Genomic DNA, 22,577 nt, shown 5'->3' with positions numbered 1-22,577 from the left:
GGCCTACTGGACAGGGCCTAGGTGAGGCTCAACGGGGCGGCGGTCTGGGAACGGTCCCAGCCGCCGCCCTTGCGCGTCCAGGTGAGGGAGAGCGAGATGTCGGGCGCGAACCGCGGTACGTCGTCGCCGGAGTAGCCCTGCGCGTGGGCGGTGACGGCCCCGTCGGAGCGCAGCGCGAGGCGGCTGACGGTGAGGTTCTCGCGCTCGGAGAGCAGGGTGGCCAGCACCGCGGGGCGCCCGTCGGTGCCGGTGCCGAGCAGGTAGACGGCGTCGGGCGGGGTGCCGTTCTCGGCGGCGCAGTGCGCGGCGGCGACGGTGCCGGGGCGGCCGTCGCCGAGGTCGGCGGCGAAGCTGACGGCCACGGTGACCGGGAACGGCCCGCAGTCGAGCGGGAGTTCGGCCTTCGACGGGTCGGGGGCGGCGGCCGCGGGCAGCGCCCTGGGGGTGGGCCGGGCGGGCGCGGGGGCGCCGCTGGCGGGGCCGGCGACGAGGGCGGCGGTCACCACGGCGGCGCAGCCGGCCACCGTCACGGCCCAGTGCCAGGGGGCGGTGCGCCCGTGCCGGGGGCCGGTTGGGCCCGTGGCGGTCTGCTGTCCAGCCGTCGTGCCGACCGCGGTCTCCACCAGGCGTCCCCTCCAGTGGTCTGTGTGAGCGAGCATCGTCCCACACCGGGGCGACCGCGAGGTGGTGCGGGTGTGCCCGGACGCGGGAGGGGTGGCACGGCGCTGCCGTACCACCCCTCCGGGAGGCGTCTTCGTCGGGCGGCTCAGTCGAGGACGGCCTGCTCCGCGGCCTCGGTGCGGGCGGCGGCCCGGGCGGCGGCGCGCTCCTGCAGCGTCGGCTCGGGGGCCCCGTTGTCGTAGTCCTCGCCGTAGGCGCCCTTGGCCGGGCGGCGGCGGCGCAGCGGCGGCTCGACGCCGTCGGCGAGCCGGCGGGCGGTGAGCAGGAAGCCGGTGTGGCCGATCATCCGGTGGTCCGGGCGGACGGCCAGGCCCTCCAGGTGCCAGGTGCGGACCATGGTCTCCCAGGCCTGCGGCTCGGTGAAGGTGCCGTGCTCGCGCAGCGCCTCGACGGTCCTGGACATCTGCGTGGTGGTGGCCACGTAGCAGCAGATGAGGCCGCCGGGGACGAGCGCCTCGGAGGCGACGTCCAGGCACTCCCAGGGGGCGAGCATGTCGAGGATGACGCGGTCGACGTCGGTCTCGACGAGGTTGTCCTGGAGGTCGCCCACGGTGAGCTTCCACGCCGGGTGCGGCCCGCCGAAGTAGCGCTCGACGTTGCCCTGGGCGATGTCGGCGAAGTCCTGGCGGCGCTCGTAGGAGGCGAGCATGCCGGTGTCGCCGACGGCGCGCAGCAGGTAGGTGGAGAGCGCACCGGAGCCGACGCCGGCCTCGACCACGCGGGCGCCCGCGAAGATGTCGGCCATGGCCAGGATCTGCCCCGCGTCCTTGGGGTAGATCACGGCGGCCCCGCGCGGCATGGACAGGACGTAGTCGGGGAGCAGGGGGCGCAGCGCGAGGTACGGGACGTTCCCCGTGGTGCGCACGACCGTGCCCTCGGGGGCGCCGATCAGCTCGTCGTGGGGGAACGCACCCTTGTGGGTGTGGAACTGGTTCCCGGCCTGGAGCGTGAACGTGTAGTGGCGGCCCTTGGGGTCGGTCAGCTGGACCTGGTCCCCGACCTGGAAGGGCCCTCGTCGGCGGGCGGCACCGGTCGGTTCGGACATGCGGACAATCCTAAGGGAAGCGAACCCTCCGGCTTACCAGGTGATCCTTCTCAGCGGCCGGTGACGGCGGCGGTCAGGCGCTGCTCGATGTCGGTGAGCGCCGCGACGCCGAACACCCGCCCGTCCTCCTCGACGACCAGGTACTCCCCGGCGGGGGTGGCCCGCACGGCGCGCAGCAGGTCCTCGCCGGCCAGGTCGGCGGGCAGCCGCAGGCCGGGTTCGAGGTCGCGGGCGAGCGGGCCGACGGCGACCCAGGGGCGGCGGCGCTCGGGGACCGAGCGGACGGCGGACTCCCGGACGAGGGCGATCGGCTCGCCCCGGCCGTCGATGACCACCACGGCCCCGGCCTGCGCCTCGTGGGCGCGCCGCATGGCCTCGCCGAGCGAGGTGTCGGCGGTGACCTCGACGGCCCGCCGGGCGAGGTCGCGCAGCCGCAGGCCGGGCAGGACCTCCTTGAGCCGGGCGTTGCGCAGCGCGCCGGTGGCGCCGTTCCAGATGATGGCGGCGAGGACGGCGGCGAGCACCGCGTCGACCAGGGTGTCGGTGCGGCTGCGTTCGAGGGTGCGGGCGGAGCTGATCAGCGGCAGGCCGATCAGGACGGCGATGGCGAGGGCCCGCCCGGCCCAGGCGGCGGCGACGGTGCCGGCCATCGGCCGTCCGGTGACGGCCCAGACGACGGCGCGCAGCATCCGGCCGCCGTCCAGCGGCAGGCCGGGCAGCAGGTTGAAGGCGGCGACGACGAGGTTGGAGACCATCAGGCCGGTGAGCAGGACGCCGGGGACGGTGGAGACCTCGACGGCCTGCAGGGCGAGGTAGAAGACGCCGCCGAGGACGAGCGACAGCAGCGGGCCGACGAAGGCCAGCCAGAACTCCCGCCAGGGGCGTTCGGCCTCGTTCTCGATCTCCGAGACGCCGCCGAAGAACTGGAGCTGGATGCGGCGCACGCCCAGCTTGTAGCGCAGCGCGACCAGGGTGTGGGCGAGTTCGTGGACCAGGACCGAGCCGTAGAAGGCGACGGCGAAGGAGAACGCGATCAGGTAGCGGGTGGCGCCGAGGTGGGGCAGCACCTGGTCGAGCCGGCCGCCGAAGACCCAGGTGATGAGGGCGGCGATGACGAACCAGGACGGGGTGACGTAGATCGGCACGCCGAAGGGGCGGCCCACCAGGATGCCGCCGCGGGGTTCCGGCTCGCGGGGCGGTGGGGGCCCCGGCCGGGTGTTGCCGCCGTGCGGTGGCTGGTCGGAGGTCTGGTGCCCCCTGGAGTCGCTCACCGTGTTCCCTTCGTCCGTCGCCCCCGGCGTGCGCCGCGCGCCGGTGCGCCCACGCTACGTGATCGGGACCGCCGCGCGGCGCCCGCCCCTCGCCTTCCCACTGCCTTCATACCCCGTGGCGGGCGCTTTGCGGCAGCACCGTGGCAGCGGGATGACAGCAGGGGGCAATAGGGTCTTGGGTATGCAGCAGACCGAGACCAGCGGCTCCGCCGCGGCGCCGCCCCGTCCGGCGGCGGCCCCGACCGGGCTGTCCCCGTCGCGTGCGGGCGACTTCCTCACCTGCCCGCTGTTGTACCGGCTGCGGGTGATCGACCGGTTGCCGGAGCCGCCGAGCTCGGCGGCGACCCGGGGCACCCTGGTGCACGCGGTGCTGGAGCGGCTGTTCGACTCGCCGGCGGCCGACCGGACGCCGGAGCGGGCGCTGGGGCTGCTGCGCCCGCAGTGGGAGCGGCTGCTGGGCGAGCGCCCGGAGCTGGCCGGGCTGTTCCCGGAGGACCCGGACGGCGCGGCGCTGACCCGCTGGCTGGCGGACGCCGAGAAGCTGGTCGGGCAGTGGTTCCGGCTGGAGGACCCGACCCGGCTGCACCCGGTGGAGCGCGAGCTGTACGTGGAGACGGCGCTGGAGTCGGGGCTGCTGCTGCGCGGCTACATCGACCGGGTGGACGTCGCGCCGACCGGTGAGGTCCGGCTGGTGGACTACAAGACCGGCCGGGCGCCCTCGCGGGACTTCGAGGGCAAGGCGATGTTCCAGATGAAGTTCTACGCACTGGTGGTCTGGCGCTGGAAGGGCGTGATCCCCAAACGGCTGCAGCTGGTCTACCTGGGCGGCGGCGGGGACGTGGTCAGCTACGACCCGGACGAGGCGGACCTGCTCGCGGTGGAGCGCAAGCTGCTGGCGCTGTGGGAGCGGATCGGCCGGGCGGTGGCGACCGGCGACTTCCCGGCGACCCGCAACCGGCTCTGCGACTGGTGCGACCACCAGGCCAGCTGCCCGGAGTTCGGCGGCACGCCCCCGCCGTACCCGCTGCCGCTGGCGCGTACGTCCGACGAGCGCGATCCCACGGGGGATCCGACGAACGAGGAGTCGTAGGTGACGATCCGAGTGCTGCTGGTCGACGACCAGCCGCTGCTGCGCACCGGTTTCCGGATGATCCTGGAGGCCGAGTCCGACCTGGTGGTGGTCGGTGAGGCCGGCGACGGCCAGCAGGCGCTGGACCAGGTGCGGGCGCTGCAGCCCGACGTGGTGCTGATGGACATCCGGATGCCGCGGATGGACGGTGTGGAGGCGACCCGCCGGATCGCCGGGCCGGGGCGGGACGGGCCGGCGAAGGTGCTGGTGCTGACCACCTTCGACCTGGACGAGTACGTGGTGGAGGCGCTGCGCGCGGGGGCGAGCGGCTTCCTGCTGAAGGACGTGCCGGCCGAGGAGCTGGTGCAGGCGATCCGGGTGGTGGCGGACGGCGCGGCGATGCTGGCGCCGTCGATCACCCGGCGGCTGCTGGACATGTACGCCACCAAGCTGCCGTCGGGCGAGGAGGCGCCGCCGCAGGCGCTGAACGCGCTGACCGAGCGGGAGCTGGAGGTGCTGAAGCTGGTGGCGCGCGGGCTGTCGAACGCGGAGATCGCGGCGGAGCTGTTCGTCAGCGAGACGACGGTGAAGACGCACGTCGGCCATGTGCTGACCAAGCTCCAGCTGCGCGACCGGGTGCAGGCGGCGGTGTACGCCTACGAGAGCGGGCTGGTGCGCCCGGGCACGCTGTAGGCGGCGCGGGACGACGGACGGCGGCCCGTCCGCTCCCCCCCGGCCGAGGCCGGGCGGGGCGGGCGGGCCGCCGTGCTGTCCGCGGGCGTTACTTGCCGCTCCGGCCGATCTCCCAGAAGCGGAAGAAGCCGGTGGTGTCGACGGTGGACTCGACGCCGGTGATGTTGGAGCGGGAGGTGAAGAAGGCCTTGTTCTGGAACAGCGGGATGAGCGGGGCGTTCTCGGCCACGATGCCCTGGATCTGGGCGTAGCTGTTGGTCGCCGCGGCCCGGTCGGTCTGCCGGAGGGTGTCGGGCACCAGCCGCTGGCTGATCCGCGGGTCGTCCCAGCCGTGGTGGTAGGAGCCGCCGTCGACGATCAGCGGGGCGACGTAGTTGTCCGGGTCCGGGTAGTCCGCGAACCAGCCGATGATGTACGCCTGGTACTTGCCCTCGTTCCAGCCCTTCTTGTAGGAGTCCCAGTCGGGCTCCTGCTGGACCGTGACCTGGAACAGGCCGCCGGCCTCCAGCTGCTTCTTCAGGGTCTCGGCCTCGGCGGACTCGGCACGCGAGCGCGCCCAGGTGATGCTGAGCTTGACCGGGGTCTGGACCTTGGCGGCGGTGAGGATCGCCTTGGCCTTGGTGACGTCCTGGTCGCCGTAGCGGTCGAAGAAGGCCGTGTTGTGGCCGGTGACGCCGGCCGGGACCATCGAGTACAGCGGCTGGACGGTGCGCGCGAAGACGTCGCGGGCCAGCGACTTGCGGTCGATCAGCTGGGCGGCGGCCTGGCGCACCGCGACGTTGCCGCCGGTGGCGTCCTTGGTGTTGAAGACCAGGTAGCGGGTGTCGTTGCTGTCGCCCTCGACGACGCGCAGGTCGGTCTTGCCGCCCTGCTGGTCGGAGAGGATCTGGGCCGCGGTGTTGGGCTCCAGGCTGTTGTCGGCCAGGTCGACGGCGCCGCTGTCCAGCGCGGCCTTGAGGTCGGCCGGCTTGTCGAAGTAGCGCAGGATGAACTTCTTGTTCCGCAGCTTGGCGTCGCCGGTGTACTTGTCGTTGGGCAGCAGCACGACCTTGGCCGGGCCGCCCTTGGCCATCGCCTCGACCGAGTCGATCCGGTACGGGCCGGAGCCGACCAGCTTGTCGTTGGGCAGCGCCTTGTCGGCCGGGTAGATCTCCTGGTCGACGATGGCGCCGGCCGGGCCGGCCAGCTTGGCGGGCAGGGTGGCGTCGGGCTGGCCGAGGTGGAAGACCACCTCGGTGTCGTTGGGCGCCTCGACGGACTTGATCGACGACAGCAGGCCGGCCGGGCCGTTCGGGTCGTTGATCTTCAGGGTCCGCTGGATCGAGTAGACGACGTCGGCGGCGGTGAGCGCGTGGCCGTTGGAGAACTTCAGCCCGGTCTTGAGCGTGCAGTGGTACTGGGTGGCGTCGCCGGCGGTGAACTCGCAGGACTGGGCGGCGTCCGGGGTGGGCGCGCTGGACGCGGCCGGGTAGGTCAGCAGCGACTGGAAGGTGTTGCGCAGCAGCAGCCAGGAGCCCGCGTCGTAGGCGACGGCCGGGTCGAGGGCGCTGGTCAGCGCGGTGGTGCCCAGGGTGATGGACTTGTCGCCGTCCCCCTTGACGGCGTCGGTGACCGAGCCGCAGCCGGCCACCGAGGCGGCGACGATTCCGGCACAGCCGAGCACGGCCAGTCGTTCAGCTGGAGTCTTCACGGGTCGCGTCCTTCTGGGGTGCGGTCCGGCTGCGACCGCGGGCACGACGGGGGTGCCCGTCAGCGGCGGTGCCTGGGCTGGGGTTGCAACGAACCCGAGTAGCGTGCCATATCGAACAGACACCCCCGGCCCCCTCGCAGGTGACGGTTGGGACACGGCGACGGGCTCTGGTCAGGCCTGTCCGACGAGTTGTCAGGCAATGCCCGTTTTCTCCCGGGACGCTCCCCCGGGGCCCGGCCGCCTCCGCCCGCTTGGCGGTGGTTCCACCCACTCTGCGATGAGACGACAATCACACTCGCGAGGTCACGAGGGAGCGCAGCAGCTCCAGGTCGACCTGCTCCAGCGAGGACAGCACCAGCCGGCCGGGCGCGGGCTCGATCGGCGTCACCGAGGGCACCGCGATCACCGGGCAGCCGGCCGCCTCGGCGGCCCGCACCCCGGTCGGCGCGTCCTCGACCACCACGCAGCGCGCCGGGTCGGCGCCCAGCCGGCGGGCCGCCTCCAGGTACGGGTCCGGGTGCGGCTTGGTGCGCGGGACCTCGTCCCCGGCGACCGAGAACGCGAAGTGCTCGGCGCCCAGCGAGCGGAGCACGATGTCGATGATGTGCCGGTGCGAGGCGGACACCAGCGCGGCCGGCACGCCGTGCGCGGCCAGCGTGTTGAGCAGCCGCTCGGCGCCCGGCATCAGCGGCACCCCGCCGCCCAGGAGGTCGACGAAGCGCTGGTTGATCAGCACGGTCAGGTCGGCCGGCGACAGGTCCACGCCGGTGCTGCTCAGCAGGTGGTCGATCACCCGGGTCATCGGACCGCCGACCACGTGGGCGCGGTCCTCGGCGGTCAACTGGTGGCCGAGGTCGGCGAAGAGCGAGCACTCGGCCTGCCACCAGTAGTCCTCGGTGTCGACCAGCGTCCCGTCCATGTCCAGCAGCACCGCCTGGAGGCCCCGGTCGTCGCCGCCGAGGATCTGGGTGGCGGTGGAGATGGTGGTCATGGCGGGATCCTTCCGTCCGTGCCCGGATCGGCCCCGGGGATGGCACGGGCCGGCCCGCTTTTGAGCGGACCGGCCCGTTCAGGATCATCAAGGATACGCCCCGCTCGCCCGGAAAGAGCGAACGCTGCGCGACACGGGCGTTACCGGGCGTTGAAGTACTTCGCCTCGGGGTGGTGGATCACGATCGCGTCGGTCGACTGCTCCGGGTGCAGCTGGAACTCCTCGGAGAGCACCACGCCGATCCGCTCGGGCTTCAGCAGCTCGGCGATCTTGGCGCGGTCCTCCAGCTCCGGGCAGGCGCCGTAGCCCAGCGAGAAGCGGGCACCGCGGTACTTGAGCGCGAACATGTCCTTGACGTCCTGCGGGTCCTCGTCGCCGAAGCCCAGCTCGTAGCGGACCCGGGCGTGCCAGAACTCGGCCAGCGCCTCGGCCAGCTGGACGGACAGCCCGTGCAGCTCCAGGTAGTCGCGGTAGGAGTTGTTCGCGAACAGCTCGTTGGCCGCCTCGGAGATCCGGTTGCCCATGGTGACCACCTGCAGGCCCACCACGTCGCGCACCCCGGACTCCTCCGGGCGGAAGAAGTCCGCCAGGCACAGCCGCCGCCCGCGCCGCTGGCGCGGGAAGGTGAAGCGGGTCCGCTCGGTGCCGTCCTCGTGGAAGACGATCAGGTCGTCGCCCTTGGAGTTGGCCGGGAAGTAGCCGTAGACCACGGCCGCCTCCAGCCAGCCCTCGGTCTGCAGCCGGTCCAGCCACATCCGCAGCCGCGGCCGGCCCTCGGTCTCCACCAGCTCCTCGTAGGACGGCCCCTCGCCGGTGCGGGCGGCCTTCAGGCCCCACTGCCCCTTGAACAGCGCGTCCTCGTCCAGCCAGGAGGCGTAGTCGGCGAACGGCACGCCCTTGACGATCCGCTCGCCCCAGAACGGCGGGGCCGGCACCCGGTTGTCCAGTGCCACGTCGGAGCGGATCTGGCCGAGGTTGACCTCCTCCGGCTCCTCGACCTCCACCCGGGCGTGCCGGCGCTGCTTGAGCTCCGGCAGCACGGCGCCGGGCACCCCGCGCTTGACCGCGATCAGCGCGTCCATCAGCCGCAGGCCCTCGAAGGCGTCCCGGGCGTAGCGGACCTCGCCCTCGTAGATCTCGTGCAGGTCCTGCTCGACGTAGGCGCGGGTCAGCGCGGCGCCGCCGAGGATCACCGGGAACTGGGCCGCCAGCTTGCGCTGGTTCAGCTCCTCCAGGTTCTCCTTCATGATCACGGTGGACTTCACCAGCAGGCCGGACATCCCGATGACGTCCGCGTTGTGCTCCTGCGCGGCGTCCAGGATCGCCGAGACCGGCTGCTTGATGCCCAGGTTGACGACGTTGTAGCCGTTGTTGGACAGGATGATGTCGACCAGGTTCTTGCCGATGTCGTGGACGTCGCCCTTCACGGTGGCCAGCACGATGGTGCCCTTGCCCTCCGAGTCGGACTTCTCCATGTACGGCTCCAGGTGCGCCACCGCGGACTTCATCACCTCGGCGGACTGGAGCACGAACGGCAGCTGCATCTGGCCGGAGCCGAACAGCTCGCCGACCACCTTCATGCCGGACAGCAGGGTGTCGTTGATGATCTCCAGCGCCGGGCGGGCCGTCAGCGCCTCGTCCAGGTCGGCCTCCAGGCCGTTGCGCTCGCCGTCGATGATCCGGCGCTGGAGCCGCTCCTCCAGCGGCAGCGCGGCCAGTTCCTCCGCCTTGGACGCCTTGACCGAGGCCGAGGAGACGCCCTCGAACAGCTCCAGCAGGCGCTGCAGCGGGTCGTAGCCGTCCCGGCGGCGGTCGTACACCAGGTCGAGCGCGGCCTCGCGCTGGTCCTCCGGGATCCGCGAGATCGGCAGGATCTTGGAGGCGTGCACGATCGCCGAGTCCAGGCCGGCCTCCACGCACTCGTGCAGGAAGACCGAGTTGAGGACGACCCGGGCGGCCGGGTTGAGGCCGAAGGAGATGTTGGACAGGCCCAGCGTGGTCTGCACCGCCGGGCGGCGGCGCTTCAGCTCGCGGATCGCCTCGATGGTCTCGATGCCGTCCCGGCGGGACTCCTCCTGACCGGTCGCCAGGGTGAAGGTCAGGCAGTCGACCAGGATCGAGCCCTCGTCGATGCCGTAGTCCGCGGTGAGCTCGCCGATCAGCCGCTCGGCGATCCCGACCTTCTTGTCGGCGGTGCGGGCCTGGCCCTCCTCGTCGATGGTGAGCGCGATCAGACCGGCGCCGTGCTCGCGGGCCAGCGCGGCGATCCGGCCGAAGCGGGACTCCGGGGCGTTGCCGTCCTCGTAGTTGACCGAGTTGAGCACCGCGCGACCGCCCAGCGCCTCCAGACCCGCCCGCAGCACCTCCGGCTCGGTGGAGTCCAGCACGATCGGCAGGGTCGAGGCGGTGGCCAGCCGGGCGGCGATCTCCTTCATGTCGGCGACGCCGTCGCGCCCGACGTAGTCCACGCACAGGTCCAGCAGGTGCGAGCCGTCCCGGATCTGGTCGCGGGCGATCTCCACACAGGCCTGCCAGTCGCCGGCCAGCATCGACTCGCGGAACTTCTTGGAGCCGTTGGCGTTGGTGCGCTCGCCGATCGCCAGGTACGAGGTGTCCTGGCGGAACGGCACCGACTGGTACAGCGAGGCGGCGGCCGGCTCCGGGCGCGGGTCGCGCGCGGCCACCGGGCGGCCCTGCACCCGCTCGACCACCTGGCGCAGGTGCTCCGGCGTGGTGCCGCAGCAGCCGCCGACCAGCGACAGCCCGTACTCGCGGGTGAAGACGTCGTGCGCGTCGGCCAGCTCGACCGGGCTCAGCGGGTAGTGCGCGCCGTCCTTGCCCAGCACCGGCAGACCGGCGTTCGGCATGCAGGACAGGCCGATCCGGGCGTTCTTCGCCAGGTAGCGCAGGTGCTCGCTCATCTCGGCCGGGCCGGTGGCGCAGTTCAGGCCGATGTAGTCCACGCCCAGCGGCTCCAGGGCGGTCAGCGCCGCGCCGATCTCCGAGCCGAGCAGCATGGTGCCGGTGGTCTCCACGGTCACCTGGACCAGCACCGGCAGGTCCACGCCCGCCTCGGCCAGCGCCTGCTTGGAGCCCAGGATCGCCGCCTTGGTCTGCAGCAGGTCCTGGCTGGTCTCCACCAGCAGGGCGTCCGCGCCGCCGGCGATCAGGCCGGCCGCGTTCTGCCGGAAGCCCTCGCGCAGCGTCTCGTACGGGGCGTGGCCGAGGGTCGGCAGCTTGGTGCCGGGGCCGATCGAGCCGAGCACCCAGCGCAGCCGACCGTCCTCGGCGCCGTGCGCGTCGGCGGCCTCACGGGCCAGCCGGGCGCCCGCCTCGGAGAGCTCGAAGACGCGGTCGGCGATCTCGTACTCGCCGAGCGCGGAGTGGTTGGCGCCGAAGGTGTTGGTCTCCACGCAGTCCACGCCGACCGCGAAGTAGGCGTCGTGCACCGAGCGGACGATGTCGGGCCGGGTGAGGTTGAGGACCTCGTTGCAGCCCTCCAGGTTCTGGAAGTCCTCCAGCGTGGGGTCCTGTGCCTGGAGCATGGTGCCCATCGCCCCGTCGGCGACCACCACACGGGTGGCGAGGGCCTCGCGCAGCGCGTTCGCGCGGCTCTGCTGGGTGACGGACGGCGTGGCTGCAGTGGCCATGGGGCTTCTCCCTGGGTGCGACGGCTGTCGGCTTTGCGAACCCGCTGAATCGGGGACGCACGTGGCCAGGGTATCCGGCGATCGCCGGGTGGTGACCACCAGTTCCGTATCCTGAGTGCTCGGCCATGAGGGGGGAGCCCACGGCATGACCACATTCCGGATACCTTTTCGAGACGGGGCGCGCGGGGCGCTGCGCCGGGCGGGGGCCCTGGCGGGGGCGCTGCGGGCCCGCTGGCGCGGCTGGTCCCGGTGGCGGAAGGCCGTGGTGGTGGCGGTGGCGGCGCTCGCCGTGGTGGCCGTGCCGGTCGGTTCGGCGGCGCTCGCGCTGCGCCTGCAGTACGTCGGCGACCCCTCCCCCGAGGCCCGCAGCCGGGGCCGCGACGCCGTCTGGCTCGGCCATGCCTGGGTGGACGGCCGGAAGGGTGACGCCGACGTCGCCGAACTCGCCCGGCGGCTGGCCGGCACCGGTGTGCGCGACCTCTACGTGCACACCGGCCCGCTGGAGCACGACGGCTCGCTGCCGCCTTCCGTGCACCCCCGTGCGCGGTGGTTCACCGAGGCCGCGCACCGGGCGCTGCCCGGGATCCGGGTGCAGGCCTGGCTCGGCGACGAGGTGAAGCCCGAGAGGGACGCCCTCGACCTGGAGGACACCGCCACCCGCGAGCGGGTCACCGCCTCCGCCGGTCAGGTGCTGGACCAGGGCTTCGACGGCGTGCACTTCGACATGGAGCCGATCCGGCCCGGTTCGAAGGGCTGGCTGGACCTGCTGGAGCGGGTCCGCCCGGTCACCGCGGGGCGCGGCGCGGTGCTCTCGGTGGCCGCCCCGCAGATCGACCCGCTGCCCTACCAGCACAACCTGGGCATCGCGTTCACCGGCCACGGCAAGTGGTGGGACCAGGCGTACTTCGCCGCCACCGCCCGCCGGGTCGACCAGATCGCGCTGATGACCTACGACTCCAGCATGCCGACCGAGGCGCTCTACGGCGGCTACAACGCCTACCAGACCGGACTCGCCCTGGAGGCCACGCCGCAGGACGTCGACCTGCTGATGGGCCTGCCGTTCTACTGGGAGGACGAGTGGGGCCACTGGGGCGACGCCGAGACGGTGACCGCCGGGATCCGGGGCATCCGGCTGGGCCTGGGCCGCCACGACATCGGGCGGCGCAACTTCGGCGTCGGGCTGTACGTGGACTTCGCGGCCACCGAGCAGAACTGGGCCGACTACCGGCGCGAGTGGGTGCGGTAGGTCTCGTCCCGTGGATCAGCCCGGGGCCGTGCGGTGGGCGAGCGCGGTCAGGAAGCGGTGCACGGTGGCGCCCTCACCGGTCACGTAGTGCGACACGGCCCGGTACAGCGGCTGGTACACCTCGCCGCGCTCGGTGACGGTGAGCGTGCAGCCCGCGCCGACCGCGGTCAGCGTGAAGGTCCAGGTGCCGCCGTACGGCAGGTCGGGGTCGGCGATGCCGGTCACCAGGCGGTGCGGGGCCTCGCTCTCCACCACCTCGTACACGGTGTGCCCGTGCCGGCCGACCTCGCGCCAGCGCGGGCGGCCGGCGGCGGTGGCGGGCAGCCGCTCGACGAGCACCACGTCCGGGCGCCAGGCCGGGAAGAGGTCGACGTCGGTCAGCACGTCCCAGACCTCGCCGGGCGGCCGTGCCAGCTCCAGGCCGCCCCCGCTGAGGTGCTCCACCGGCAGCCGCCGCCCCGCGGCCCAGGCCACCGCGCCCGCCGCCGCCACCCCGGCCGCACCCGCCGCCAGGGCCGCCGCCGCGGCACCCGCCCACCGCCGTCCACTCATCCGCCGGCTCCTCGCTGCCACGCCGTCCGGCCCCCGCCTCCCATCATCGCGCCGTCGGCGCGCTGCGGCACGGGCGGGCGGGCGGTGACGCTGGATAACCGGTGGATCGTGGGCGTCCGCTCGCCCAGACTGTCCCGGTGGCCCGGCGGAACGGGGCTTCAAAGCCCGTAGGCTGGGCAGGTAGGGAACCATGGAGCGAGGCGTTCCATGGGTGACGAGAGGTTCGACCGTCGGCATCCGGCCCGCCGGCGCCCGGGCAGTCCCGGCCGGGCGGGGCGGAGGCGGCCGACCGGAGGGAGACGCTGGGTGATCGAGCTGGAAGATGTTCCCGAGTTGATCGACCCGGTGATGGTCTGCGCCTTCGAGGGCTGGAACGACGCCGGCGACGCCGCCTCTGCGGCCCTGGCGCATCTGGAGGAGACCTGGGGCGGCAAGGTGTTCGCCGCGCTCGACGCGGAGGACTACTACGACTTCCAGGTCAACCGGCCGACCGTCTGGCTGGACGGCGGGGTGCGCCGGATCACCTGGCCGACCACCAGGCTCTCGGTGATCCGGGTGACCGAGCCGACGACCCGGGACGTCGTGCTGGTGCGCGGCATCGAGCCGAGCATGCGCTGGCGCTCGTTCTGCAACGAGCTGCTGGGCTTCGCGCACGAGCTGGGCGTCGAGCTGGTGGTGATCCTGGGCGCGCTGCTCGGCGACACCCCGCACAGCCGCCCGGTGCCGGTCAGCGGTGTCACCTCGGACCCCGAGCTGGCCCGCCGGCTGGAGCTGGAGGAGAGCCGCTACGAGGGCCCGACCGGGATCGTCGGGGTGCTGCAGGAGGCCTGCACGCACGCCGGGGTGCCGGCGGTGACGCTCTGGGCGGCGGTGCCGCACTACGTCGCGCAGCCGCCGAACCCCAAGGCCACCCTGGCGTTGATCAACAAGCTGGAGGACCTGCTGGACCTGCGCATCCCGCCGGGCGACCTCGGCGAGGACGCCCGGGCCTGGCAGCTGGGCGTGGACCAGCTGGCCGCCGAGGACAGCGAGGTCGCCGAGTACGTCCAGCAGCTGGAGGAGGCGCAGGACACCGCGGAGCTGCCGGAGGCCTCGGGCGACGCGATCGCCCGCGAGTTCGAGCGCTACCTGCGGCGCCGGGAGAACGTCGGGCCGACCGGGGAGAAGCCGGTCGCCGGGCACGCCACGGTGGAGCGGCCGGCCGATCCGGAGCCGCCGGCCGGCCGGGACGGCCAGGACGGCGCCGAGGAGGAGTGAGCCGCCTCGGCCCGTCGGCGCGGACGGCGAAGGGGCGCCGGGACCAGTGGTCCCGGCGCCCCTTCGCCGTTTGTCAGAGGGCCACGCCGAGCAGCGCGTCCACGGTGCGGGTGACCAGACCGGGGGCACCGGTGTCGGTGCCGCCGTCGGCCTGCTGCGCGGCGGCCCAGCGGTCCACCGCGGCCAGCGCGGCGGGCGCGTCCAGGTCGTTCGCGAGCGCCGCGCGGACCTCGCCGAGCAGTTGCTCGGCGGCCGGCCCGTCCGGCCGGGAGACGGCGGCGCGCCAGCGGGCGAGCCGCTCGACGGCCTCGTCCAGGGTGGCCTTGGTCCACTCCCAGTCCTCGCGGTAGTGGTGCGAGAGCAGGGCGAGGCGGATCGCGGCCGGGTCGACTCCCTCGCGGCGCAGCGCCGAGACGAAGACCAGGTTGCCGCGGGACTTGGACATCTTGTGGCCGTCCAGGCCGACCATGCCGGCGTGCACGTAGGCCCTGGCGTAGGGGTGCTCGCCGCAGGCGACCTGGGCGTGCGAGGCGCCCATCTCGTGGTGCGGGAAGGAGAGGTCGCTGCCGCCGCCCTGGATGTCGAAGGACATCCCGAGGTACTGCAGCGCGATGGCGACGCACTCGATGTGCCAGCCGGGGCGGCCGTGGCCGAGCTCGGTGTCCCAGGCGGGTTCGCCGGGGCGGGCCGCGAGCCAGAGCAGGGCGTCCAGCGGGTGGCGCTTGCCGGGGCGGTCCGGGTCGCCGCCGCGCTCGGCGAAGACCGGGCGCATGGCCTCGCGGGTGAGGCCGGAGACCTCGCCGAAGTGCGGGTCGGCGTCGACCGAGAAGTAGATGTCGCCGTCCAGCTCGTAGGCGGCCCCGCTCGCCAGCAGCTTCTGGACCAGCGGGACGATCCACGGGATCGACTCGACGGCGCCGATGTAGTGGGCCGGCGGGAGCAGCCGCAGCGCGGTCATGTCCTCGCGGAAGAGCGCGGTCTCGCGCTCGGCGAGGGCCACCCAGTCCTGGCCGGTCTCGACCGCGCGCTGCAGCAGCGGGTCGTCGACGTCGGTGACGTTCTGCACGTAGAGGACGTCGTGGCCGGCGTCCTTCCACACCCGCTGCACCAGGTCGAAGGCGTTGTAGGTGGCGGCGTGGCCCATGTGGGTCGCGTCGTAGGGGGTGATGCCGCAGACGTAGATCCGGGCGGTGCCGTCCTGCGGGACGACCTCCCGGATGCCTCCCGTCGCGGTGTCGTGGATTCGGAGGGGGAGCCCCTGACCAGGCAGGGCGGGAACCTCGGAGGCGGGCCAGGCATGCATGGCATTGACTTTAACCGTGAGAACATTTGAAAGCCTAACCAGTCGGCAAGATCGACTGGATTCGCTTCCTTTCGTGGCCCGAGCGGTTCCGGACCGATAGTGCCCGGCGCTTGACAGCGCCGGGCACCGGCCCGGATCCGCCCCGCGCACGGCCTCGCGGGGCGGATCCGGGCGGTCGGCCGCCCGGCCGGCCCTGCCGCCGACCGGGCGTCCGTGACCCTCTGGGCTCGCGGCCGGAGCCGCTACAGCCGCTGCCAGAGGGCCGGCACGTTCGGCGGCTCCCACCCGACGAAGGCGGTGTGCGCCTGGAGGCACACGTAGGAGACGCCGGCGTAGGTGACGCGGTCGCCCGCCTTGTAGGCGGTGCCCGCGGCCCAGGTGCCGCCGCCGCCGGTCTGGGTCGGCGTCGGGGTCGTGGGCGTGGTGGTCGGGGTGCCCGACGGGGTCGGGGTCTGCGCCACGTTGAGCACGAAGTCGTACGTGCCCTCCTTGGCCGACCCGACCTGGCGGACGTTCATCAGCAGCCGGGCGTCGTAGATGGTGTCCGTGCTGTTGCGCGGCTCGCCCGGGAAGTACAGCTGGGTGGTGATCACCGGCCGGCCGGGCGCCTGGAGCTTGACGTGGATGTGCCGGGTGCGGCCCGGGTAGAGGCCGGGCACGATCGTGGTGAGGCTGAAGGCGCCCTGGGCGTTGGTGAACTGGTGCCCGCGGAAGGTGAAGCCGACGTTGTCGTAGTCACCGTTCACGTCGGCCTGCCAGAAGTCCATCAGGACGTTGGCGATCGGCAGGCAGGCCCGGCCGAAGACGTAGCCGCTGACGGTGAGCCGGGTGCCCGGGGTGCTGTCGGTGATCAGAGACGTGCGCAGCGGGGAGTTGGGCTTGAAGTAGGGACCCTCGGTCTGCTCGATGGTCGGGGCGTCGCCGTCGTGGCACTCCGGGGTGAACTCCGTCATCTCGCCGGTGCCGACCCGGTCACGGGCCAGGGCGACGCCGCCGCCGACCAGCAGCGGTGCGGTGCCGAGCACGGCGGCGGCCCGGAGGACGGTCTTGCGGCTGATCCGGCGGTCGGTCGGACCGTCCGTCCCGGTGAGGGGCTCTTCGGACGCGGGCATGCGCCGACTCCTTCGGTGTGAGTGTGGGGGATCTGGTGGTTCCGTCCGGGGGCGGCCCTTGCCATGGTGGGGGCATGACAAGGACCGGGCCGACGGGCCGCCCGCTCGCGCCGGGCGGTCCGCCGGTGGCCCGCAGTCAACCTACGGTCCGCCGGGAGCCGCCGCGATGGACGTGATCCGGGGATCGTGGTGATTTCCTCCGACCCCCGCCCGGAACTCCCCCGGCGTCATCCCGGTCTCCCTGCGGAAGAACCGGCAGAAGTACGCCGGATCGCCGAATCCGGCCTCCCTGGAGACCTGTCGTACCGTCAGTTCGGTGCAGGCCAGCAGGCGTTTGGCCTCCAGCGTCTGCTGCTGGCGGATCAGCCGGCCCGGGGTGCGGCCGGTCGCCTGCTTGACCATCGCCTGCAGGTGGCCCGGGGAGACGCCCAGCTCGTGCGCGCAGGAGGCGACCGAGCGCTGCACCCCGCCCGGGGTGGCGATCAGCCGGGTGAAGGCGGCCGCGAGGTCCCCGGTGCGGCCGGGCAGTCCGCCCCCGCCGCCGGGCGAACAGGCCCGCAGGGCGCGCACGATGAGGATGTGCAGGCTGGCCCGCAGCACGCCCGGGTAGCCGGCCGGCCGGGCCCGGTACTCGGCCTCCATGTCCGCCAGCAGCGCGGCGATCGGCGCGGCGTGCTCACCCAGCCGCACCGCCGGGCGGGAGGCCAGGGTGCGCAGCGCGGAGCGGTCCTGCGGATGGTCCAGCAGGAAGTCCTCGTTGAACAGCACGACCTGTCCGACGAGGTCGTCCGCGTCCGCCCAGTAGTGCACCTGACCGGGGGCGATCACGCACAACTGCGGGGGCTGCACCGGCCGCTGGACCAGGTCCAGGACGTGGGCGCCGCGCCCGCCGGTGAGGTAGACGATCTCGTAGAAGGAGTGCCGGTGGGGGAAACCGGCCCGGGAGAGCGGGCCGATGGCGTCGAAGCTGCCGATCGCGAACGGGAGCAGATGCGGCAGCGGGACCTGGAGGCGGTGCAGCGGCAGGTCCAGGTGGGGGGTGGTCCGTCGCTCGTCCATCGTCGCAGTGTGCTGCCCGCACCGCGCACCGGTCCAGACCATTACCGGCTGAGCGGGCCGCTGCTCCGTCGGATCGAGGGCTCGAACCGCCTTCGAACCCTCGGCTCGGCGGGCCGCCCGGCCGTCAGATCGGCGGCCAGGGGATCGACGGCCAGTCCTCGGAGGGCAGCGGGTGGGTGCCGGTGGCGAGCAGTGCGGCCACCCGGGCGCGGGCGGCGTCCAGTTCGGCGGCGGTCAGGTGCGGGGCCAGCCGCTCCCCCAGCGCACCGTCCAGCCGCTCGGCCAGCCCGGCCAGCACGGCGGTCGCCTCGGCGGGCAGCGGCTGCCCGGCCCAGCCCCACAGCAGGGTGCGCAGCTTGCCCTCGGTGTTGAAGGTGACGCCGTGGTCGATGCCGTAGAGCCGGCCGTCGGCGGCCGGGATCAGGTGACCGCCCTTGCGGTCGGCGTTGTTGAGGACGGCGTCCAGCACCGCCAGCCGGCGCAGCCGCGCGTCGTCGGGGTGGACCAGCAGCGCGGTGCGGCCGTCGCCGACCTCGGCCCGGACGATCGGCAGCCAGCCGTCCTCGGGGCCGCGCGGGTCCTGCAGCGCGAGCAGCGGGGCGGCATCCGGGTCGGGCTCCACCCACAGCTGCACCATGCCGGGGCCGTGCGGGCCCTCGCGCAGCACGGTCGGCGGCACCAGGCCCCAGCCGGTGGCGGCGGACAGCTCGTACGCGGCCACCTCGCGGCCGGCCAGGGTGCCGTCCGGGAAGTCCCAGAGCGGCCGTTCGCCGGCCACCGGCTTGTAGACGGCCTGCGCCGAACGGCCGTCGGCGGCGGTGACGGTGCAGTAGAGGGCGGCGTTGGAGGCGTCGGTGAGCCGGCCGTGCACGGTCAGCGCGCCCTCGCGCAGCAGCCGCAGCGCGGTGCGCGGGTCGGCGGCCAGGGCGGCGGCCTCGGCGGGGTCGGACCGCGGCGGCTCCGGCGGGTCGGCGGGCCGGGCGGTCGGCGTGTTCAGCGCCGGTACCCGTTCGCGCGCGGGCACAGGTGGCCCTCCGGGTCGAGCGGCAGGTTGCAGAACGGGCAGGGCTTGCGACCGGCCGCGACGAGGTCCAGCGCCCGCTTGGCGAACACCCGGGCCATCGCGCCGGAGAGCCGCACCCGGAGCATGTCGGGGCCGTTCTCGTCGTCCTCGAAGACGGCGGCACCCTCGCCCTCGCCCTCCTCGTCCTCCACCAGCGCCTGGGCCTCGACCACCAGGCAGCTGTCCACGGCGTCCCAGGCGAGCGCCATCGTGCCGACCCGGAACTCCTGCTCCAGCGGCAGGTCCAGCGGCGCGGTGTCGAGCAGGTCCTGCGGGGCGCTGGCCGGGATGGTGGCGTCGCCGCCGCTGCGGCGCAGCGCCTCGTCGAGGACCTCGTCGATCCGCTCGGCGAGCGCGGCGACCTGGGTCTTCTCCAGCAGCACGCTGGTGATCCGCCCACGGGCGCTGGCCTGCAGGTAGAACGCCCGGGCGCCGGGCTGGCCGACGGTGCCGGCCACGAACCGTTCGGGCTGGTCGTAGAAGAAGACCTGACGGGTCACGCTCTCGCTCCGGGTCGTATCGATCGTCGTGGGCGCCGGCGGACGCCGCTGGGGTCGGTCGGGGTCGGGGCTGGGTGGTCCGGGGCACCCCGGGCCGACGGCGCGGGGACCCACTGGTCACCCTACGACCTCCGGGGCCGCACCGGGGAGCCGAGCCCCGGGCGGGGCCGGGCGGGCGGCTCAGGCCGTGCCGGTGGAGCCGCCGACCACCGCGTCCCCGGCCGGGCCGCCCGGGCGGGCGCCCGGGCCGGCCGGCCGCGGGGCGAGGGCGGCGAGGTCGCCGGTGTCGCCCATCCGCAGCACGAAGGGCCGGCGCGCGGTGTAGCGGATCGCGGTGACCGAGCACGGGTCGACGTTGATCCGCTGGAAGTGGTCGAGGTGCAGGCCGAGCGCGTCGGCCACCACCGCCTTGATCACGTCTCCGTGCGAGCAGGCGATCCAGACCGCGTCCTCGCCGTGCTCGGCGGCGATCTTCTCGTTCCACTCGCGGACCGCGCCCACCGTGCGGTGGCTCAGCTCGCGCAGCGACTCGCCACCGGGGAAGGCCGCCGCCGCGGCGTGGTCCTGGACGGTGCGCCACAGCGGCTCCTTGGCCAGCTCGGCGAGCGGGCGGCCGGTCCACTCGCCGTAGTGGCACTCGCCGAGCCGCTCGTCCAGCGCCGGGCCGGCCAGCTCGGGACGGGCGGCCAGCAGCGGCTCCAGGGTCTGCCGGCAGCGCTCCAGCGGGCTGCTGACCGCCTGGACCAGCGGGACCGGGGCGAGCCGGGCGGCGAGCGCCGCGGCCTGCGCGCGCCCGGTGTCGTCGAGCTCCACCCCGGGCGTCCAACCGGCCAGGATTCCGGCGGTGTTCGCGGTGGAGCGGCCGTGGCGGACGAGCAGCAGGGTGGGCATGGGGCCTACCCTACGGCCTCCCGGCCCGGGCCGGGTCCGCCGGCGGATCCCGCCCGGGGGCCGGGCGGGGAGCCGGACGAGGAGCCGGGCGGGCGCGCTGGTACCGGGACGGAAGCCGTCGCGGCGGATGTTCCGCGACCGGCCGAGGGGCCACAATGGCCCGCATGATCGTCCATTGCGCCATCTACCGCGACGGCCGCCCGGTCGCGACGCCCGCGGACCCCGCGGGCAGCCTCGCCGCCGCGCGCGCGGCGGGCCCGGGCGGCTTCGTCTGGATAGGCCTGTTCGAGCCCACCGTCGAGGAACTCGACCGGGTCGGCGCCGAGTTCGGGCTGCACCCGCTGGCCGTCGAGGACGCCGTCACCGCCCACCAGCGCCCCAAGGTGGAGGCGTACCAGGGCTCGCTGTTCGTGGCGCTGAAGACGCTCGGCTACCACCCGGGCGGCCACGCGGTGACCAGCGGCGAGGTGATGGTCTTCGTCGGCGAGGACTTCGTGATGACCGTCCGGCACGGCACCGACAGCCCGCTCGGCGAGCTGCGCTCCCAGCTGGAGCAGCGGCCGGAGGTGCTCCGGTACGGCCCGAGCGCCGTCCTGCACTCGGTCTGCGACACGGTGGTGGACGGCTACGTGGACGTGGCCGTCGGCATCCAGGCGGACCTCGACGAGCTGGAGGCGGACGTCTTCTCGCCCGGCCGGGTGGGCCGCGACGTCGCCGGCCGGATCTACGGCTACAAGCGGCAGCTGGTGACCGTCCGCCGGGCCACCGGCCCGCTGGTCGAGCCGATGATGCGGCTGGAGCGCGGCGGCGTGCCGTACGTCCGGGCCGAGGCGCTGCCGTACCTGCGGGACGTCTCCGACCACCTGGCCCGCGCCAACGACCAGGTGGAGGGCATGGACCGGCTGCTGTCGGACATCCTGTCGGCCAACCTGGCGCAGGTCAGCGTGCAGCAGAACAACGACATGCGGAAGATCTCCGCCTGGGCGGCGCTGGCCGCCGTGCCGACGATGATCGCCGGCGTGTACGGCATGAACTTCCGGGACATGCCCGAGCTGCGCCAGCCGTGGGGCTACCCGGCGGCGCTCTCGCTGATGGCGGTGGTCTGCGTGGTGCTGCACCGGGTGTTCAAGCGCCACGACTGGTTGTAGCGCCGTCCCCCGGGTGTCCGCCGGGGGGACGGGGGGACGGCCGGCCGCCGGGGCCGTCACGCCAGGCCGGCGCGCTCCAGGGCCTCGACGCCGGTGCGCAGCGCCGTGATCCGCTCGTCCAGCGTGAAGCCGGCCGGGGCCAGGGTGAGCGTGGTGACGCCCGCGTCGGCGTAGGCCTGCATCCGGTCGGCGATCCGGGCGGTGTCGCCGATCAGCGAGGTGGCGTCGATCAGGTCGCGCGGGACGGCGGCGCCGGCGCCCGCGTAGTCCTTGGCCAGGTAGCGCTCCTGGACCTCGTCGGCGGCCTGCTCGTAGCCCATCCGGCGGGCGAGCTGGTTGTAGAAGTTCTTCTCCTTGCTGCCCATGCCGCCGATGTAGAGCGCGGTGTAGGCGCGCTGGGAGTCGATGCCCGCCTCGATGTCCTCGCCGACGGCGATGGCGACGGTCGGGCAGACGTCGAAGCCGTCGAACTCCTTGCCGGGCTCGGCGCCCGCCTTGGCGCGGCCGGCCTTCAGCGGGTCGAGGGAGAGCGCGGCGTGCGCCGGGTCGAAGAAGATGCCGAGCCAGCCGTCGGCGATCTCGCCGGTCTGCTCCAGGTTCTTCGGGCCGATCGCGGCGATGTACAGCGGGATGTGCTCGCGCACCGGGTGCACGGTGAGCTTGATCGGCTTGCCGGGACCGCCGGGCAGCGGCAGCGTCCAGTGGGCGCCGTCGTGGACCAGCCGCTCCCGGGACATCGCCTTGCGGATGATCTCCACGTACTCGCGGGTGCGGGCCAGCGGCTTGTCGAACTTCACGCCGTACCAGCCCTCGGAGACCTGCGGGCCGGAGACGCCGAGGCCGAGCCGGAACCGGCCGCCGGAGAGGGTGTCCAGGGTGGCGGCGGTCATCGCGGTCATCGCCGGGGTGCGCGCCGGGATCTGGAAGATGGCCGAGCCGACGTCGATCCGCTCGGTCCTGGCGGCGACGTAGGAGAGCACGGTGGCCGCGTCCGAGCCGTACGCCTCGGCGGCCCAGCAGACCGCGTAGCCGAGCCGGTCGGCCTCCTGGGCGACGGCGATGTTGTCGGCGTCCATGCCGAGTCCCCAGTAGCCGAGGTTGATGCCGAGTCGCATGGGCACTGCCTTCCAGTCCGGTTGCTCGTGAGCGCGACGACGCGTCCGGGCGACATGCTACTGGCCGGTAGCGGTGTTCCGGGTCACATTTCGACACCTGTCCGCCGCACCCCGGTCCGGTGCGGCCGACGGTGATCTTCCTGCGGGTCTGCACACCTGCCCGGGCACCGGCCGCTACGCTCAGCCGACGTGGGGCGCCGCGTCCCACCTGCGGGTTTGTCCCGTGGGCACGCCGCCCCGC

The 22,577-nt window shown here is 73.7% G+C and carries 19 protein-coding genes; 5 read left to right on the top strand and 14 right to left on the bottom strand.

Features of this window, described 5'->3' with window-relative positions; translation table 11 throughout:
• Positions 1-17 precede the first annotated feature (17 nt).
• The 3 genes from ABZW10_RS30965 to ABZW10_RS30955 form a co-directional block, all read right to left on the bottom strand.
• The gene (locus tag ABZW10_RS30965; protein WP_355372439.1) at positions 18-659 is read right to left on the bottom strand and encodes a hypothetical protein; all 642 of its coding nucleotides are present in this window, start codon (positions 657-659) and stop codon (positions 18-20) included.
• 107 nt (positions 660-766) lie between these two features.
• Positions 767-1,726 carry a tRNA (adenine-N1)-methyltransferase gene (locus tag ABZW10_RS30960; protein WP_355372436.1) on the bottom strand — a complete coding sequence of 320 codons (960 nt, stop codon included), beginning with the start codon at positions 1,724-1,726 and terminating at the stop codon, positions 767-769.
• Positions 1,727-1,776: 50 nt separating this feature from the next.
• Entirely contained in the window at positions 1,777-2,997 is a 1,221-nt protein-coding gene (locus ABZW10_RS30955; RefSeq protein ID WP_355372433.1) for a site-2 protease family protein, read from the bottom strand.
• Positions 2,998-3,178: 181 nt separating this feature from the next.
• Between ABZW10_RS30955 and ABZW10_RS30950 the strand changes: the two genes are divergently transcribed.
• Both ABZW10_RS30950 and ABZW10_RS30945 read left to right on the top strand, forming a co-directional pair.
• Positions 3,179-4,087: a RecB family exonuclease gene (locus ABZW10_RS30950; protein ID WP_355372430.1), complete on the top strand. Its 909-nt coding sequence runs from the start codon at positions 3,179-3,181 to the stop codon at positions 4,085-4,087.
• The gene (locus ABZW10_RS30945; protein ID WP_148647703.1) at positions 4,088-4,759 is read left to right on the top strand and encodes a response regulator transcription factor; all 672 of its coding nucleotides are present in this window, start codon (positions 4,088-4,090) and stop codon (positions 4,757-4,759) included.
• Between the two features lie 88 nt (positions 4,760-4,847).
• Here ABZW10_RS30945 and ABZW10_RS30940 read toward each other — a convergent pair whose 3' ends face one another.
• The 3 genes from ABZW10_RS30940 to metH form a co-directional block, all read right to left on the bottom strand.
• Positions 4,848-6,449, bottom strand: coding sequence for an ABC transporter substrate-binding protein (locus ABZW10_RS30940; RefSeq protein WP_355372427.1), 1,602 nt, complete (start codon positions 6,447-6,449; stop codon positions 4,848-4,850).
• Between the two features lie 289 nt (positions 6,450-6,738).
• Positions 6,739-7,440: an HAD family phosphatase gene (locus tag ABZW10_RS30935; RefSeq protein ID WP_355372424.1), complete on the bottom strand. Its 702-nt coding sequence runs from the start codon at positions 7,438-7,440 to the stop codon at positions 6,739-6,741.
• A gap of 140 nt (positions 7,441-7,580) precedes the next feature.
• Complete coding sequence (gene metH / locus ABZW10_RS30930; RefSeq protein ID WP_355372422.1) at positions 7,581-11,090, bottom strand: methionine synthase; 3,510 nt, start codon at positions 11,088-11,090, stop codon at positions 7,581-7,583.
• A gap of 145 nt (positions 11,091-11,235) precedes the next feature.
• On the opposite strand from metH, the gene ABZW10_RS30925 reads away from it, so the two are divergent.
• A complete protein-coding gene (locus ABZW10_RS30925; protein ID WP_355372419.1) occupies positions 11,236-12,336 on the top strand; it encodes a glycosyl hydrolase family 18 protein in 1,101 nt (366 codons plus the stop codon).
• Positions 12,337-12,351: 15 nt separating this feature from the next.
• On the opposite strand, the gene ABZW10_RS30920 is transcribed toward ABZW10_RS30925, so the two are convergent.
• Positions 12,352-12,888, bottom strand: coding sequence for an SRPBCC family protein (locus tag ABZW10_RS30920; RefSeq protein WP_355372416.1), 537 nt, complete (start codon positions 12,886-12,888; stop codon positions 12,352-12,354).
• A gap of 306 nt (positions 12,889-13,194) precedes the next feature.
• Here ABZW10_RS30920 and ABZW10_RS30915 point away from each other — a divergent pair, with 306 nt between their 5' ends.
• Positions 13,195-14,145 carry a PAC2 family protein gene (locus ABZW10_RS30915; RefSeq protein ID WP_355372413.1) on the top strand — a complete coding sequence of 317 codons (951 nt, stop codon included), beginning with the start codon at positions 13,195-13,197 and terminating at the stop codon, positions 14,143-14,145.
• 73 nt (positions 14,146-14,218) lie between these two features.
• Here the strand turns inward: ABZW10_RS30915 and mshC are convergent, their stop codons facing one another.
• The 6 genes from mshC to ABZW10_RS30885 all read right to left on the bottom strand — a co-directional run bounded on the left by mshC (position 14,219) and on the right by ABZW10_RS30885 (position 20,073).
• Entirely contained in the window at positions 14,219-15,448 is a 1,230-nt protein-coding gene (gene mshC, locus ABZW10_RS30910; protein WP_355372410.1) for a cysteine--1-D-myo-inosityl 2-amino-2-deoxy-alpha-D-glucopyranoside ligase, read from the bottom strand.
• Between the two features lie 242 nt (positions 15,449-15,690).
• The gene (locus ABZW10_RS30905; RefSeq protein WP_355372407.1) at positions 15,691-16,560 is read right to left on the bottom strand and encodes a carbohydrate-binding protein; all 870 of its coding nucleotides are present in this window, start codon (positions 16,558-16,560) and stop codon (positions 15,691-15,693) included.
• A 141-nt stretch (positions 16,561-16,701) separates the two neighbouring features.
• Positions 16,702-17,619, bottom strand: coding sequence for an AraC family transcriptional regulator (locus tag ABZW10_RS30900; protein WP_355372404.1), 918 nt, complete (start codon positions 17,617-17,619; stop codon positions 16,702-16,704).
• Between the two features lie 124 nt (positions 17,620-17,743).
• A complete protein-coding gene (locus ABZW10_RS30895; RefSeq protein ID WP_355372534.1) occupies positions 17,744-18,544 on the bottom strand; it encodes an SCO1664 family protein in 801 nt (266 codons plus the stop codon).
• A gap of 68 nt (positions 18,545-18,612) precedes the next feature.
• Positions 18,613-19,182 carry a DUF3090 domain-containing protein gene (locus ABZW10_RS30890; RefSeq protein ID WP_355372401.1) on the bottom strand — a complete coding sequence of 190 codons (570 nt, stop codon included), beginning with the start codon at positions 19,180-19,182 and terminating at the stop codon, positions 18,613-18,615.
• 180 nt (positions 19,183-19,362) lie between these two features.
• Positions 19,363-20,073: an MSMEG_4193 family putative phosphomutase gene (locus ABZW10_RS30885; RefSeq protein WP_355372399.1), complete on the bottom strand. Its 711-nt coding sequence runs from the start codon at positions 20,071-20,073 to the stop codon at positions 19,363-19,365.
• Between the two features lie 155 nt (positions 20,074-20,228).
• Between ABZW10_RS30885 and ABZW10_RS30880 the strand changes: the two genes are divergently transcribed.
• Positions 20,229-21,221 carry a magnesium and cobalt transport protein CorA gene (locus ABZW10_RS30880; protein ID WP_355372396.1) on the top strand — a complete coding sequence of 331 codons (993 nt, stop codon included), beginning with the start codon at positions 20,229-20,231 and terminating at the stop codon, positions 21,219-21,221.
• Positions 21,222-21,277: 56 nt separating this feature from the next.
• Here ABZW10_RS30880 and ABZW10_RS30875 read toward each other — a convergent pair whose 3' ends face one another.
• Positions 21,278-22,336, bottom strand: a complete 1,059-nt coding sequence (locus ABZW10_RS30875; RefSeq protein WP_355372393.1) for an LLM class F420-dependent oxidoreductase — start codon at positions 22,334-22,336, stop codon at positions 21,278-21,280.
• Between the last annotated feature and the right edge of the window lie 241 nt (positions 22,337-22,577).

Source organism: Kitasatospora sp. NPDC004723 (genome assembly GCF_040609255.1).
Taxonomy (GTDB): domain Bacteria; phylum Actinomycetota; class Actinomycetes; order Streptomycetales; family Streptomycetaceae; genus Kitasatospora.
Note: the sequence above shows the minus strand (reverse complement) of the source record. Positions and strands in the feature narration are given on the sequence as shown.